General features: G+C 42.9%; 11 protein-coding genes and 1 pseudogene. 5 read left to right on the top strand and 7 right to left on the bottom strand.

From position 1 onward, the window contains the following. Positions 1-573 precede the first annotated feature (573 nt). A pseudogene (locus tag V7L20_RS08530) lies at positions 574-1,966 on the bottom strand (DUF3370 domain-containing protein). Positions 1,967-2,249: 283 nt separating this feature from the next. Continuing rightward, the gene (locus V7L20_RS32565) at positions 2,250-2,474 is read right to left on the bottom strand and encodes a hypothetical protein (protein WP_442943513.1); all 225 of its coding nucleotides are present in this window, start codon (positions 2,472-2,474) and stop codon (positions 2,250-2,252) included. 401 nt (positions 2,475-2,875) lie between these two features. On the opposite strand from V7L20_RS32565, the gene hisH reads away from it, so the two are divergent. Together hisH and rsmD are read left to right on the top strand one after the other, a co-directional pair. Further along, positions 2,876-3,511, top strand: coding sequence for an imidazole glycerol phosphate synthase subunit HisH (gene hisH / locus V7L20_RS08520; protein ID WP_334743654.1), 636 nt, complete (start codon positions 2,876-2,878; stop codon positions 3,509-3,511). Between the two features lie 113 nt (positions 3,512-3,624). After that, positions 3,625-4,170 (top strand): 16S rRNA (guanine(966)-N(2))-methyltransferase RsmD, encoded by a 546-nt coding sequence (rsmD, locus tag V7L20_RS08515; RefSeq protein WP_334743653.1) that lies wholly within the window; start codon positions 3,625-3,627, stop codon positions 4,168-4,170. Between the two features lie 129 nt (positions 4,171-4,299). On the opposite strand, the gene petG is transcribed toward rsmD, so the two are convergent. After that, a complete protein-coding gene (gene petG / locus V7L20_RS08510) occupies positions 4,300-4,413 on the bottom strand; it encodes a cytochrome b6-f complex subunit V (RefSeq protein ID WP_063721252.1) in 114 nt (37 codons plus the stop codon). A 210-nt stretch (positions 4,414-4,623) separates the two neighbouring features. On the opposite strand from petG, the gene V7L20_RS08505 reads away from it, so the two are divergent. Next, positions 4,624-4,998 carry a cytochrome c gene (locus tag V7L20_RS08505; protein ID WP_334743652.1) on the top strand — a complete coding sequence of 125 codons (375 nt, stop codon included), beginning with the start codon at positions 4,624-4,626 and terminating at the stop codon, positions 4,996-4,998. A gap of 502 nt (positions 4,999-5,500) precedes the next feature. Next, a complete protein-coding gene (locus V7L20_RS08500) occupies positions 5,501-6,304 on the top strand; it encodes a peptidylprolyl isomerase (protein WP_334743651.1) in 804 nt (267 codons plus the stop codon). Positions 6,305-6,325: 21 nt separating this feature from the next. On the opposite strand, the gene V7L20_RS08495 is transcribed toward V7L20_RS08500, so the two are convergent. Beyond that, on the bottom strand, positions 6,326-6,475 hold the full coding sequence (locus V7L20_RS08495) for a hypothetical protein (RefSeq protein WP_334743650.1): 150 nt from the start codon (positions 6,473-6,475) through the stop codon (positions 6,326-6,328). Positions 6,476-6,630: 155 nt separating this feature from the next. Here V7L20_RS08495 and V7L20_RS08490 point away from each other — a divergent pair, with 155 nt between their 5' ends. Then, on the top strand, positions 6,631-7,062 hold the full coding sequence (locus V7L20_RS08490; protein ID WP_334743649.1) for a response regulator: 432 nt from the start codon (positions 6,631-6,633) through the stop codon (positions 7,060-7,062). A gap of 358 nt (positions 7,063-7,420) precedes the next feature. On the opposite strand, the gene V7L20_RS08485 is transcribed toward V7L20_RS08490, so the two are convergent. The 3 genes from V7L20_RS08485 to V7L20_RS08475 all read right to left on the bottom strand — a co-directional run bounded on the left by V7L20_RS08485 (position 7,421) and on the right by V7L20_RS08475 (position 14,966). Beyond that, positions 7,421-8,752, bottom strand: a complete 1,332-nt coding sequence (locus V7L20_RS08485; RefSeq protein ID WP_334743648.1) for a hypothetical protein — start codon at positions 8,750-8,752, stop codon at positions 7,421-7,423. A 169-nt stretch (positions 8,753-8,921) separates the two neighbouring features. Then, a complete protein-coding gene (locus V7L20_RS08480; RefSeq protein ID WP_334743647.1) occupies positions 8,922-12,992 on the bottom strand; it encodes a DNA-directed RNA polymerase subunit beta'' in 4,071 nt (1,356 codons plus the stop codon). Between the two features lie 96 nt (positions 12,993-13,088). Further along, the gene (locus V7L20_RS08475) at positions 13,089-14,966 is read right to left on the bottom strand and encodes a DNA-directed RNA polymerase subunit gamma (RefSeq protein ID WP_334743646.1); all 1,878 of its coding nucleotides are present in this window, start codon (positions 14,964-14,966) and stop codon (positions 13,089-13,091) included. Positions 14,967-14,974 lie beyond the last annotated feature (8 nt).

Raw genomic sequence — 14,974 nt, 5'->3', positions numbered from 1 at the left:
CCTTAAAACAAAAGCTTTTAAAGCTTTTGTAGCACAGTTGTCCACCTTAACTGCAAAGGTGATTATCTATCTTGATTGGCACATGGCTTGGTGACTAAGATATAAAACGGTAAAACTTTTTAAACACTGTCTGTTTGATAAATATAGGAATCGTATTTGATTTTTGAAATTATCTACGTGCTGCACGAAGCGCACCACAAGTGCGATAGGCGGGGAATGGGGAATTAGGCTTTTCGAGTTGTACCAAGCTTTTTCAGAAATCAAATTTTAGTCCTATACTATGCCTAGTATCAGTAAACATTGTAATATCATGTCCGGTTAAAGACTTATCATTAAGAAGGCAGGGGGTAGGAGGCAGGGGGAGAAAGAGTTTTCAGATTTTTGCACAGATGCAAGAATCATAACTAATCAGCCGCACATGATATAAGGCGTTGCCCTAACTGGGTGCTTTCTAACAGATGTGCCTTTGAGCTACGCCAAGTTGATAAGCAGCAGAGCTTTGTGAATCAGCTGACTAATATTTTTTGGTAATAGGTAATTGGAGAAAAGTTATTACCCATTACCTATGACTCATTACTGAGGTTCAGCTTGAGTTGAAACTGTTAAAACTTGCAGTAGTGTCGCATCCGGCGGATAGAGAAAGTCTACTTCTACTAAGGCGCGATCGCCTGCTTTCATATTTAATAAAACTAAGGGTTCCCCTGCTTGACCTCTCTTTTGCACTAAATGCACAAACTGAGTCTGCGGCTGATTTTGCCCATCTTTATAACGTACCCGAACTGTCCCTCGGAAGAATACTTGAGGGGCTGGTGTACTAAGAAAGCGTAACCCCGGTTTTCCCAATTGCTCCTCCTTGAGTGGTGTTTGTATCGACACGCTAACAGTTTGAGGACTTTGAGTATTGTTGTATAGCGGCAACTTGAGGTTATATTGAATCCCATAGTTCCCATGAGCGCGATATGCAGTGTCAAGATAGCGTACCAGCATAGTAGCACTTTGAATTTGACCAGTTCCTAATGTACCGCCATGCAGGGTACTCAAAGCGTAGAAAAACATTTGACCAGGCTGAGGAATAGTCAAATACCTAGCTTTAGGATTATCTACTAATAAGGCTTTCCATCGTGAACCACCAGCCACTCCGGCTGCACGCCCGTAAATTATAGGTTTGCCAGTTTCCTCTAAGGGAGTGGGCGCTTTATCTCGTGGCCCAGCTAAATCACTATTATCTAGTAAATTTTGCCACTCTTCTAAAGTAGGCGATCGCTCACTGCCATCAAGATTAACCCGTGCAAACATGGCTAGGCTAGCTGCATAGACAGTGCCATTACTTTGCAGTCGGATCAATGTAGACCGACCATTAAGGGGTGGTGTCAATCCCTGCACAGGTATTGGTAAATTTAGTAACATCCGACTTTGCCTTGGTGGAATCTCAATTTGGGCAGGAAAAATCTCTTGTCGCCGTCCCCTTAAAACATCAGACATGACGCGATCGCCTGGGCCGGCAAAAATAGATAGTACCCAAAAGATTTTGGCTAAAGGATGGTAGCTCAATAAATGGTGCATCCGGTTGACTCAAATAACTCGCCGCCTGCCAAATATTCACCTTCACTACTTCAGAACCAGGATTATGCAAAATTATCCCTAGATAGAGTGATGTCTCCGACGGGCTACGCCTACGCAAATTCTCTGGCGGTTCAGCTTTAGTAACATGATGGGCAAAAATATCAAATCGCCCTCGAAAGGGAAAATTCAGATGCGCCGTTGGCACTTTTTTGCCATCTGGTGGAAAGGTGGAGAGTAAAATTCCTTCTTTAAAAACCAATTCTGGACTATTGCTGTTAAAAGTTGGCACTGTATCCAATTCTCCTGGTAAAGAACGTACTTGTTGTGATTGCACGACTTCTTCAGGCGGTGGCATGGGAGGAGTTAATTGGGCAATCGGGAAAATTAGTAACAATGGCAACATATACTTAGATATTTATTTCACAATACAGACATTAACAACTTGATGAAAGTGCCAGTTTGTTAATAATTAATACGGAATCTGCAAAAATGCCCATTAAATTTTCTTGATTGAGAAGCGGAACGTGGGCAAAGATACAACCCACTGTAAGTTGGTTTTGGGTTAACCTAAATTCGACGGCTTATATAATGTCCGCTTAATTAGCTCAATCAAAAAGACATCTAAGAGATTTTACTACGTAAAATTGTCCCTCTTCGAGTCGGAGAGGGACAGCCTTGAACTTTAGTTACAAGGTAGGGAGAGGTTTGTCGAACTCACGTTGGCTTAAGTATTCTCTACAAGACACTACACGAACACAGACAAATTTCCCGCAGTCGTGGCTAATCTCAATTCCGGCTGCTCCTGTCACTAATTCTTCTAAATCAACTGCTGTCTGCAAAACAATTTCTCCACAGCTAAGTAGAGCGGCATAAATAATTAAAAGTTTGTAGAGAGCGGCTCCAGCCATCATTTGAGGACTTAAATTCTCACTACAAAATAATCTCAAGATTTTTTACATTACTTAATCTAATTTGATTTATTCTCACATACTTACTTAGCAACTGCTTCCAGACTTAATTATGTAGGCTTACAGCCATGCCACAACATGATGATGTAATCAGGTTAAATTGCATTGATTTTTTCCATTACCTGAGTACTGGTAAGTTGCACATCTACGGGTAAATGGCGTAAAAACTTAAGTCATCTGGTATCAGATCAAGTTTGGTAACTTCAAATAATAAATCATCAGAATAATTTGACTGGTGAGATTTTAGCAAAATGTCAAAAGAAGTTAATAGAATTATTTTATTCATAACAAATATTATTTAGAATAGAAAAACCCTCCATAAGAAATTTACAAGGAGCAGGTAAATGCCGGTAATTGCGGTCGTAGACTACGAGATGGGAAATTTGCATTCAGTCTGCAAAGGGTTGGAAAAAGCTGGGGCAACTCCTAATGTTACTTATTCTCCAAAGGAATTAGAGCAGGCAGATGCAATAGTTCTGCCGGGAGTGGGAGCATTTGATCCAGCAGTGCAACACCTGCGCTCGCGTGGTTTGGAACAACCTATTAAAGAAGCGATCGCATCTGGTAAACCTTTTTTGGGAATTTGTTTAGGATTGCAAATTCTTTTTGAATCAAGTGCAGAAGGTTATCAACCAGGACTAGGAATTATCAAAGGAAAAGTGCGGCGGTTTCGTCCAGAACCTGACATCACTATTCCTCACATGGGTTGGAATCAACTGGAAATGACTCAACCAAAAAGTATTTTGTGGGAGCATTTACCGTCCGATCCTTGGGTATATTTTGTCCATTCTTACTATGTTGACCCAATAGACCCGCTAATCCGTGCAGCAACCATCACCCACGGTACTCAAACCGTCACAGCTGCCATCGCTCACGAAAACCTGATGGCAGTCCAATTCCACCCCGAAAAATCCTCTAATATCGGATTGCAAATTTTATCTAATTTTGTTGCTCAAGTCCGCGAAAAAATTCCTGCCTAATTATTTTGTCATTTGTCATTTGTCTTTTGTCATTTGTTAATAAATGAAAATGATCATCGACCTTTCATTAATGCCAATGCCCTATTTGATCCATGCCCAATGCCCAATGAATAATGAGTCTGAGAATTTACGGTAATCGCCAGCTAAAAACTTTACCAGGAAAAGAAACTAGACCCACCAGTGCTAGGGTTAGGGAGGCAGTGTTCAATATTTGGCAGGGAGAAATTGCAGGTTGTCGCTGGCTAGATTTGTGCGCCGGTACTGGTTCAATGGGCGCAGAGGCTTTGTGTAGAGGAGCCAGCCTAGTAGTGGGAATTGAACAATGGAGCCGAGCCTGTGCCACTATCCAACAAAATTGGCAGCAGATAGCGAATGCCGAGCAAGAACTTCGGATATTGCGAGGAGATATTGTCCAACAGTTAAAGACTTTATCAGGCAAACAATTTGATAGAATCTACTTTGATCCACCTTATGAGAGTGGATTGTACCAACTAGTATTAGAAGCGATCGCTCACTATCAACTTTTAGATGCTAGCGGTGAAATCGCAGTTGAACACACCTCACAAAGTTGGACACCGCCAGATATTCCCGATTGGGAAATTTGCCGCGAGAAAGTTTACGGCAACACATCACTTACTTTCTACAGAATTATCCAATGAGAAAAGAGGGGGCAGACAAAGGAGCAGGAGGAGAAAATTTTACTTTATCTGCCTCATCCCCCTCATTTTCCCACTCAAAACTCAGCACTGGCTCAACCATAGCTATCCGTTAACAAAACTCAGTACTGTTTACCCCCCCAATTGATTGGGGCGCTTATATTGCTTATAAGCAGCGTAAAATAGTCCAGCGAGGGTGACGAAAACTAGACCAAGGACAATTCCTGATAATAGGGGTTCAACCACTGTAAATCTCCTCTTTGTAATTATTAAATATTCGTTGCCTGTTTTTGATTTTACCAAATTTCGTATGAATCCTGCGCCCTACAGCCTTTTTGGAAGGCGATTGCCCACAAGAAAATAGTCTTCTGTGCTTGCAGACACAATCAAGAACTTTTAAGCTATGTGTAGGAAATGAAAACTTTTTAGCACACCTAGATTTTCACAGCAAACCTTTTGGATAACCAGATTACCAAACCTGAAATTTTGATTCAGCGGATCGTTTTATTGACGCTGGCTATACTGCTAGCAGTCCCTTTATGCTTTTTTGGTGTTCAGTTGGTTCAAGCCTCCGATCCATACGTCAAGAGTGTTCTATCCTTAACAGGAAACCCAGTTCAAGGACACGCGATCTTTCAAATTAACTGTGCTGGTTGTCATGGCTTGGAAGCAGACGGCCGAGTAGGGCCCAGTTTGCAAGCTGTCTCAAAGCACAAGTCTCGATATAGACTGATTCGCCAGGTGATCAGTGGCGAAACCCCGCCAATGCCAAAATTCCAACCTAGTGCCCAAGAAATGGCAGATCTTCTGAACTATTTAGAGTCGTTGTAAACGTTAGAATTTTTGGTTGCGGGATATCATAATAGGACTTTGGGATAGAGGTATAGTGAGCGTAGGTGTAGCCCGCACTTCGGCAAGCTCAGTGACCATCGTAGACATCGCTTTACCAAAAAGATAACCGGAAAAATCAGATTCAAATGATACTCGCTATAGGGTGAGTATTTCTAGTTAACTAAAAACACCTTTGTTAGGAGAGGGTTATCTCAAAGCACCCTAGCTCAGTTTGATAAATTCGTCTTCTAAGTTGCAGTGGCGAGAAGTCTCATTAGTCATTGACCTTCGTCTTTTCTTCACATCTGGTCGTATTTACGTAGAATCTTTGATAAAAACTTATATAAACTGTATATTTTAGAGTATATTAAAGCCACTATTTAATTATCACGAAAGTCAAGTTGCATACCTAACTCGGTAAGATTAAGACAAAAGTTCCCAATGAATGGGCTAAGGTTTAGCTTATTTAACAAACTAGATACTTTGAGATGGCCGAAAGCTAATGACTGAAGCGATCCAAATCGGTAATCGTACAATCACAGCTAGTGAACTGATTTCCTTACTGGCGAGTTACCAAATGCTGCCACAGTTGCAGCGCGAATTAATCATTGATGAGGCTATAGAGCAAAACTCACGCTTTGCCAAGCTAGCAATAGAGTGTACACCTGAGGAAGTAGCCCAAGCTAAACAGCAGTTTTACGCTGAAAAACAGTTCAAAAATGAAGAAGATATCCAGACTTGGATGGCACATCAAGGGCTGACTTCCAAACAACTAGAAGTTATTATCACTCGTAAGCTTAAAATTGAAAAATTTAAGCAAGCTACTTGGGGTAATAAACTAGAATCCTACTTTTTTCAGTCCAAGACAAAACTAGACAAAGTAATTTATTCTCTACTGCGAACCCAGGATGTGGGAATAGCCCAAGAACTTTACTTCCGTATTCAGGCAAAAGAAAACTCTTTTGCTGACTTAGCGCGTGAATATTCACTCGGACCAGAAGCTCAAACAGGAGGCTTAGTAGGCCCGATTGAACTGAATGCACTACATCCGGTAATAGTGCAAATGCTATCTAGCAGTCAACCAGGTCAGATATTGCCCCCTACCCGCATTGCCGACTGGTTCGTGATTTTGCGACTGGAAAAATTTATCCCCGCACAACTGGATGAATTTATGAAAGTGCGACTGCTGAATGAACTCTTTGAAACCTGGCTACAAGAAGAGCAAAAGCAAATCATGTCTGCACCACGATCAGAGGCGGGGACGCTACCACAGAAACAGAGCGATCAACCTTTAACCAGCCTTTAACCTAAGTATGGCAGGTGACTCCTATGCTTGGTTGGCTTCAAAACTGAAGATAGTGATCGCTCTGTTATTTTTCCAGGCTGGACGAGCGATCGCTTTTGATGTTTGTTGTTCATATAGTAGATGGAATCCCACCTGATTAATTTTTAAAAAGTGGAATCTGGTCTTTGTCAAGAGAAAAATAGAGGCATTCAATGTTGATTAGTGAATTAACTTCTCCATATTGATAAAGCTTTTCACCGCAAGTTTGTGTATTTAGGATGAATACTTATTCCGCTCCATGCGTTGCAATAGAAATAGCAGACTATAGCAGACTATAAAGGGAAAGCATGACAACCGAGCAAAAAACCAACCAAGAAACTGAGTTAAATTCGCTCCAACACTTGATTGGAATCCTGATTTTGCTAGTAGAGGATGAGCCAGATATTGCAGATTTGCTCATCTTCATTTTGGAAGCAGCAGGTGCAGAAGTGATGGCTTTAAGCGATGCAGAAGCAGCCCTTGCCTTGGTAGAATCGCTTCATCCCGATATTCTGGTGTGCAATGTAAAATTGCCCGCTCATGATGGAAATTGGTTAATTGAGCAAATTCGAGTGCATTCTTGCTCATATATAAGACAGCTGCCTGCGATCGCTATCACTTCTTATACACGGGAAGTCTCAAGTCATAAGGCTTTGAATGCCGGCTTTAATCGATTTTTAGTCAAGCTTGAGAGTCCAGAGGAAATCGTAGGTGAGATTGTTCACCTGCTAAACTGTTAACCATTTAAGCAAGCACATTGAGGCCCCAGGGGGGCAGAGGTAAAAACTATCATAGCTAATAATACAATTTTACTCAAAATTATACTGTGATTATTCGGCATGGGAAGTAATACTTCTCATTAATAAATCTATTAATTATATAGCTTCGCTGCACATTAATAATTTTTTATTTGGAAAATATTTAGCCAAATTTGAGGATATTATTATTTCAATTTTTTACCATAAAATAAGTACTTCCAGTGTTCACGACCAAGATCAGGTTACAGCATTTGGATGTTATCTCTGCCTTTTTGATGCTGTATCAAGCGTTGGTGTTCTAAAAATAAACTTGATTACATGAAAAAGACAGAGAATCCACTTAAAGTTGAAAACCCTTTGCTGGTTTTTTTTGCCCTTTGGTCTTGGGCTTAGATTTGTTAACTTCTCCTAAAGCTTCCTGAAACAAGTTGTGTAGATGTATAGGAACACTAGCAATTTCTGGTAACTCTGGCTCAATAGGTTTATTGAATTCTTGCAAAAGTGCGTCTAAGTCGCTTTCAAGACGAAACTCTGGACGTTGCAAAACTGTTTGCAACACATTTTCTAATTTACTTGAATACTGTTGCGCTAATCGATGCCAAATAAAAGCATTAATACTTTTATCTTCAAGGTAATATCGAACTAGTTTTTCAGACCCTTGAACACTTTGCCAATCCTCTGCCGATAAAATTGCTTGTATTTTACTATATGTTTGTAAAAACATTTGTCCCCAACGGGGATGAGAAAGAGCAGTTACCTGTTCTGCTTTCTTGAGTTCAGGAGGCAAATCAACCTTTGGCATCACCATTTTGCTATTACTGCTTTTGCTGTTAAACATCTGAGAGACTACCTTAGAATCAGCACCAAATTCTTCTGCTGCTGCTTTTATTTCATCGTCTCCGATCCCAGCTGCTTCTGCTACTTCAGCCAAGGATTTAGAAGTATCAATTCCTGCTTCTGCAAAACGTTTTTCAGTGATTAATTCTTGGAATTCAGCTATTTTTTTATTAAGCTGGTAGCCAGGTAGTGTAATTTCATCAGTGCCAAAAAAATCCAGAAACTGCTGATGATATTGTACTACTGACAGCCAAGCTTCTTCTAGCAAGTCTGGAGCATCGCTGTAAAGATTACTTTTATAGTTTTCTTTGAAATTACCAATTGCTACAGCAAGTTTTGGTTTACCTAATTTACCCATTATTGTGTAGGGTCCAGAAAACATCCAGTAGCTATCGGTAACAGGAGAAATGCGAGTTAATAAAATTTCTCCTACTTTCAACCGAGATATTGCCTGTAATGTTTGAGTATTGTTTGGCTTGACGATGTATTGTTTATCTGTCAACCAGTTCGTTAATTCAAAGCCATCAGGTAAGATGTTGGTTATGGCAAATAAGCCAATAAAACTATCATGCCAGCTATTAATCAGGTTGCGATCGCTTTCTTCTAAATCTGGATTGCTTTCGATAAACAACTCTAATGGAGACTTATCACCGACTTTCCCGGCTGTCAGAAAGCTATCAATGATTAAGTCCTGCTGGGTACTATCCCCACTTCCACGGCGCAACTGTTCTGCTGCATAAGTTTCTAGTGCTTGTGCCAGTTCGCCTTCAGCATCAAGGACAAAATCAACTAAGGCTTGTTTTAATTGGTGCGATCGTTCTAATATGACATCCACAAGTTAATCTCTCGGTGCAACAGATGTCGATTATAGCTCTTGAGAGAATTGCAGCATCTAGCTATTGCTAGATTTATGGTGATAGAAAGCCAAATAAAAAGGCAAAAGAAAATTTTCTTTTGCCTTTTTAGTTTTTACCTTTTATATAGAGACGAGAAATTTCAACTTTCTATTCGTCGTCGAAATCATCGTCGTCTTCCTCATCTTCCTCGTAATCGTCGTCGTCTGCAACTTCATCGGCGATTAATTCATCTTCGTCATCTAGAACTGATCTTTCTGTACGTCTGCTACCAAAACCAGATTCTCCAAGAGTAGGAGAATCTAAATTATAGGTGCGAGCTGTGCGGTCATCTAAGACCATATCCAGGGGATCATCTACTTCATCCAAGACACTACTGGTAATCTCAGCAGCATAGTCTTCAATCGCACCGGGTTCTTCATAGGTATTGTAGCCAGTACCAGCCGGAATCAATCGCCCGATAATCACGTTTTCCTTTAAGCCGCGCAGCCAGTCCGATTTGCCTTCGATAGCTGCTTCAGTAAGTACCCGTGTTGTCTCTTGGAAGGATGCCGCAGAAATAAAGCTATCGGTGTTCAAAGATGCTTTGGTGATACCTAACAATACTGGGGTATATTGTGCCCTAGCACCGCCTGTAATTGCCATAGCTTCGTTCACCTGCTCAACTTGGCGCAGTTCTACCAATTCACCAGGAAGCATTGTGGTGTCACCACCATCATCAATCCTGACTTTGTTGGTCATCTGGCGAACAATCACTTCAATGTGCTTATCGGAAATATCAATCCCTTGAGACTGATACACCATTTGCACTTCATTCACTAAGAATGACTGTACCTTCTGCAAAGCATGGCTAGCACAAGCATAGATTCCATCTTCAGAACCCAGACTAAAGAAGATTTCCAAAATTTCGTGGGGATTGGATGGGCCATCGCTTAATGGTTGTCCTGCTAACACAGTCGATCCATCTGGCACAATCAAATTTTGTCCTGGGCCTAGAGGATAATCTGTAATCACGCCATTTGATTCTACGACCTTGATGGCGATCGCTTCATCACCACTTTCAGCGTAAACTACCTTAACTTCACCCCCCCGGCGACATAAAATGCACGCTTCTTTGGGTTTACGAGCTTCAAGTAGTTCCTCAATCCGGGGCAAACCTTGAATAATATCTCCGGTTTTGGCGCGTTCAAACACCAGCAACACCAAGTTATCACCCCGTTGTACCAAATCGCCGTCTTCTATCTGCAACACAGCACCAGGGCTGACTCGATAAGGGCGACCGATACGGGTAGTAACAACGTAGTTCTGAGTTTGAAGTGAGGAGTTAGAAGTTTCGGAATTAACTCCTAACTCCTCACTCTTAACTCCTAACTTTTTAACGTCCACTACTTGTCCTGATTCTGGGACAAAAACTCCAGGAGCAACTTCTGTACCTTCTACTAGTAAATCACCCACTTTTACTTTTGGCTGAGTACTAGTATTAATGGTCAGCCTGTCAGCAGCGCGTAACACTAAGCAGCGACGCACGTTTTCGGTTCCTTGTCGGACGCCCCGTACTTCTCCGCCTTCTTTACACAAGATTTGGGTACGTGCGACTACAGATCCAGGGGCGATCGTAAGCCCATCTTGTACCTCAAGTGTGGTTTGGGTGCTACCTTGGGTGGCATCGGCGGTAATGTCTCGACGAATTACCAAGGATTCCAAAATTACCAGTTGTAAACGTTGAACTTCTGGGTCTTCAGTATCCTCTACTAATTCAATATCTGCTGCTAGTGGCGAAGCATTATGGTCTTGTTCCCCTTCTTGCTCAATTTCCAGCACTAGCTGGGTTCGCAGAAGTTCCACGCCTTCAACAGATTTGACACGTTCTGAATCTTTGTAAGGTAGTCGCTGCACAGCCCGCAACTGAATTGACCGCCCGGTTTGTTGACTTACTGATGTAGTTGATGGCACATCTGGATTATCCGGTACAGGAAACTCAACTACTGGACGACTCAATAGAGCGGGCCCTTCCGGTGTCTCCACATACTGGATATAACGCAATTCCGTGGCCACGTTGCCTTGGAATTCCTCACCTGGTTGGATGAAGGTGTTATCTCGCCCAATAACTGATTCGGGATCATCCACCATCAGTAGTTCCCCAGGCTTAACCACAACTTCCCGTAGGATGTCATTTTTCTGGGTAACTTCTATCACACCACTGTTTTGGCAGAAGATATCTTTTACTACCTCAGTGCCAGCTTCTACAAACTGACCGTCTTCTACCAACAACAAGGAGATATCTTTATTAACTTCGTGGCTTTCTTCAGGAATCCACAACAGTGTACCGCCCTGCACGACTTCATAACCCAGCTTGGCTTTGCCTTTTTTCTGGACTTCTACACCTGCGAATTTCAAGAAACCACCAGTGGTTGTCCGATAGCGGTCATCAATTAACTCAGCTACCACTTGACCATTTTGCACTTTAGTGCCTGGTGTAGCCCGGAGGTTAAATACTTGGTTGTTGCCAGTGGAGACTAAGTAGTTATTGCGACCTTGAGAACTTTGGACTGTCACCGTAGCTTGGTCTAGTACCACAGAAGCAGTGATAATTTCAATTTCCCTGGTACTCTTACCTGGGGTAGCTTCTGGCAAGCGCACCACACCGCCGTGCAAACTGGTTAACTTGGTTTCTGCTAAAACTCCATTAGAGGCGATCGCATCACCATTTTTCACCACCAATTCTGCACCAGGCGGCAAATTGTAAACTTCTCCAGACAAAATCCAAATCAAGCCACCGCGTGCGGCTGTGGTTGTGGTATTACCTTGACGGTCAGTTTTTTGTTCTGGAACTACTTCGGCAAATTGCACTTCTCCTGCCAAGTCAGAGGCAACATCTTTAACTGCTTTTTCTGTATTAGTCCGAGTTGTGCGTCCACCGAGGGCAACCTCTGCCAACAACTGACCTTGTTTTATCTGATTTCCATCAAATACATACAGTGTTGAACCTTGAGTTAGATGAACCTCCTGGTTCTCTGGGGTGACATCACCTACTTTTTTCGGTTCTAAAAGCATGACGCCATTAGCCTCAACATAGAGGGCATCTTCCCCGTGGCGAGTACGATATGTTCTGGTTTTTAGTTTGCGGGGAAGCTTAACAGTCCCATCGATTTTAGAGCGAACTTGTTGTGCCACTTCTCCAGTAAACACCCCACCTGTGTGGAATGTCCGCATGGTTAGCTGGGTACCAGGTTCGCCGATACTTTGGGCAGCAATAATCCCCACAGCTTCACCCAAGTCTACCATCTTGGCGTGGGCTAAACTCCAGCCGTAGCAGTGTTGACAGACAGAACGTGCAGCTTCACAAGTTAGGGGTGATCGCAACACAACTTCTGCCACCCCAGATTTTTCAATTTTCTTCGCCAAGTCATCAGAAACTGGGGTATTACGTGGTGCAATTACTTCTTTTGTCACCGGATGCAGCACATCTTCGGCAATTACCCGTCCCATCAAGCGGGTTCCCAGAGGGATCAAGGTTTTAGCACCTTCTGTCATGGGCCGAATTGGAATTCCTCTGGTAGTGCCGCAGTCAAATTCCCGAATAATCACATCCTGGGATACGTCCACCAAACGACGGGTGAGATAACCAGAGTCAGCCGTCCGCAACGCAGTATCCACCAATCCTTTTCTGGCACCGTAAGACGAAATAATGTATTCTGTTACAGTAAGTCCTTCACGGAAGTTGGTTTTGATGGGCAAATCAATAATTTCCCCTTGAGGATCTGCCATCAGTCCCCGCATCCCCACCAATTGGCGGACTTGAGAGATGTTACCCCGTGCCCCCGAGAATGCCATCATGTATACGGAGTTCAGGGGATTAGTCTTCTTGAAGTGGACGACGACTTCATCTTTCAAGGCTTCACTAGTACCATTCCAAGTATCGATTACCTTTTGGAAGCGTTCTACTTCAGTGATTTCTCCCCGTTGATAACGGGTTTCAGTCGCGCGAATTTCTTCCTCAGCTGCTTCTAAGAGCAATCGCTTAGTTGGTGGTATCATCAAGTCATCTACACTGATGGAAACCCCTGCTTTGGTAGCGTAGCGAAATCCCAAATCTTTCAATTTGTCCGCCATTACTGCGGTTCGCGCCGTACCATAATGCGTAAACGCCCAAGAAATTAAATTTCTCAGTTGACCCTTATCAACCACCCGATTGCGAAAAATCATTTTTTCGTTAGTCATTAGTCATTAGTCCTTGATCATTGGGGATTGGGGATTGGGTATTGGGTATTGGGTACTGGGCATTTTTTCCAGTCCCCAGTCACCAGTCCCCAGTCTCTAACTTGCTAGTGCTTCCTGAATGGCATTATTGTAAATAACGCGACCAGGAGTTGTATATATATACTGAGAAATTACATTACCTTTAGCATCTTGTCTGACTCGACGGAACTTATAGAGTAATGTGCGCGTACCATCCTCGTTTTCCGTCACTTTCAGAGGTTCTGTATCCGGTTGGTCTGATTCTATTTCACCGTCAAACCGCACATAGATATAGGCGTGCAAGTCAATTTGATCTTGCTGGAAAGCCATAATTACATCCTCTAGCGAAGAAAAGTAATTTCCTGCTCCTTTTGTCGCACCGGGATTTTCTGCTGTTAAGTAATAGGCCCCCAATACCATATCTTGACTAGGCGTGATGATGGGTTTACCAGTGGCTGGTGACAAAATATTGTTAGAAGCCAACATCAACAACCGGGCCTCAGCCTGACTTTCTAACGACAGAGGGACGTGTACCGCCATTTGGTCGCCGTCAAAGTCGGCGTTAAACGCTGGACACACCAGAGGATGCAGTTGAATCGCTCTACCTTCTACTAAAATCGGTTCAAAAGACTGAATACCCAAGCGGTGCAACGTTGGTGCCCGATTTAGCATTACAGGGTGTCCTTCAATCACCTCTTCCAGCACATCCCAAACACTGGGATCACTACGCGATATCAGTTTTTTCGCAGCTTTAATGTTATTTACCATGCCACTACGAATCAGGCGGTTAATCACAAATGGTTGAAATAGCTCAATTGCCATTTCTCTAGGCAAACCGCATTGGTGAATTTTTAGCTTTGGCCCGACTACAATAACAGAGCGTCCAGAGTAATCAACACGTTTACCTAACAAGTTTTGTCGAAAACGTCCTTGCTTACCCTCAATAATGTCGGACAAAGATTTTAGGGGTCGGTTATTTGCCCCCACCACAGTGCGTCCTCGACGACCATTGTCAATCAAAGCATCCACTGCTTCTTGCAGCATCCGCTTTTCGTTCCGCACAATAATCTCTGGTGCCAAAATTTCTTGCAAGCGTGCCAAACGATTGTTGCGGTTAATTACCCGCCGATACAAATCATTTAAATCGCTGGTGGCAAACCGTCCGCCATCTAGTTGCACCATTGGGCGCAAGTCGGGGGGAATCACGGGAATAACTGCCATTACCATCCACTCTGGTTTAGAACCAGTGGCGATAAAGTTGTCAATCACCCGCAGTCGCTTAATTAGCTTGGCTCTCTTTTGTCCTTTGGCATTGCCAATTTCTTCCCGTAGGCTTTCAGCTTCTTGTTCCAAATTGATATCGGCAAGCAAACGCAACAGCGCTTCAGCCCCAATACCTACTTCTACGCCTTGCAGCACAGAATCTTCGCTATAAATTTGGTCTTCTATTTCCAACCACTGGTCTTCGCTCAGTAGCTGTTTGTAAGTTAAAGTTTCGGCATTCCCAGGACTCAGGACAACATAAGAGTTGAAATAAACAATCTGCTCCACATCCCGCAAGGGCATATCCAACAGGATGGAAATATAGCTAGGAATACCTTTGAGATACCAGACGTGAGCTACTGGTGCGGCGAGTTTAATATAGCCCATGCGGTGGCGACGCACCCGTGACTCGGTAACTTCTACCCCACAGCGTTCACAGACAATACCTCTGTGACGAACTCTTTTATACTTACCACAATGGCATTCCCAATCTTTTGCAGGGCCAAAGATGCGCTCACAAAACAAGCCATCCATCTCTGGCTTGAGAGTTCGGTAATTGATCGTTTCTGGTTTGGTAACTTCACCGACTACTTGGCCATTGGGCAATGTTCTCTCGCCCCACTGGCGAATGCGTTCCGGGGAAGCCAAGCCTATTTTTACGTAGTCAAACTGATTAGTTTGGGCAGGTCTCATTTTTGTAA

Source organism: Nostoc sp., from assembly GCF_036916735.1.
Classification (GTDB): Bacteria; Cyanobacteriota; Cyanobacteriia; order Cyanobacteriales; family Nostocaceae; genus Nostoc.
The sequence above is the reverse complement of the archived record's forward strand: the minus strand, read 5'-3'. Positions and strand labels throughout refer to the sequence as shown.

Bases quoted from the DNA above. Each gene is read 5' to 3' on its own strand.
- V7L20_RS32565 (WP_442943513.1), bottom strand. From the start codon at position 2,474: ATGATGGCTGGAGCCGCTCTCTACAAACTTTTAATTATTTATGCCGCT.
- hisH (WP_334743654.1), top strand. From the start codon at position 2,876: ATGCCGGTAATTGCGGTCGTAGACTACGAGATGGGAAATTTGCATTCA.
- rsmD (WP_334743653.1), top strand. From the start codon at position 3,625: ATGAGTCTGAGAATTTACGGTAATCGCCAGCTAAAAACTTTACCAGGA.
- V7L20_RS08500 (WP_334743651.1), top strand. From the start codon at position 5,501: ATGACTGAAGCGATCCAAATCGGTAATCGTACAATCACAGCTAGTGAA.
- V7L20_RS08490 (WP_334743649.1), top strand. From the start codon at position 6,631: ATGACAACCGAGCAAAAAACCAACCAAGAAACTGAGTTAAATTCGCTC.
- V7L20_RS08480 (WP_334743647.1), bottom strand. From the start codon at position 12,992: ATGACTAACGAAAAAATGATTTTTCGCAATCGGGTGGTTGATAAGGGT.
- V7L20_RS08475 (WP_334743646.1), bottom strand. From the start codon at position 14,966: ATGAGACCTGCCCAAACTAATCAGTTTGACTACGTAAAAATAGGCTTG.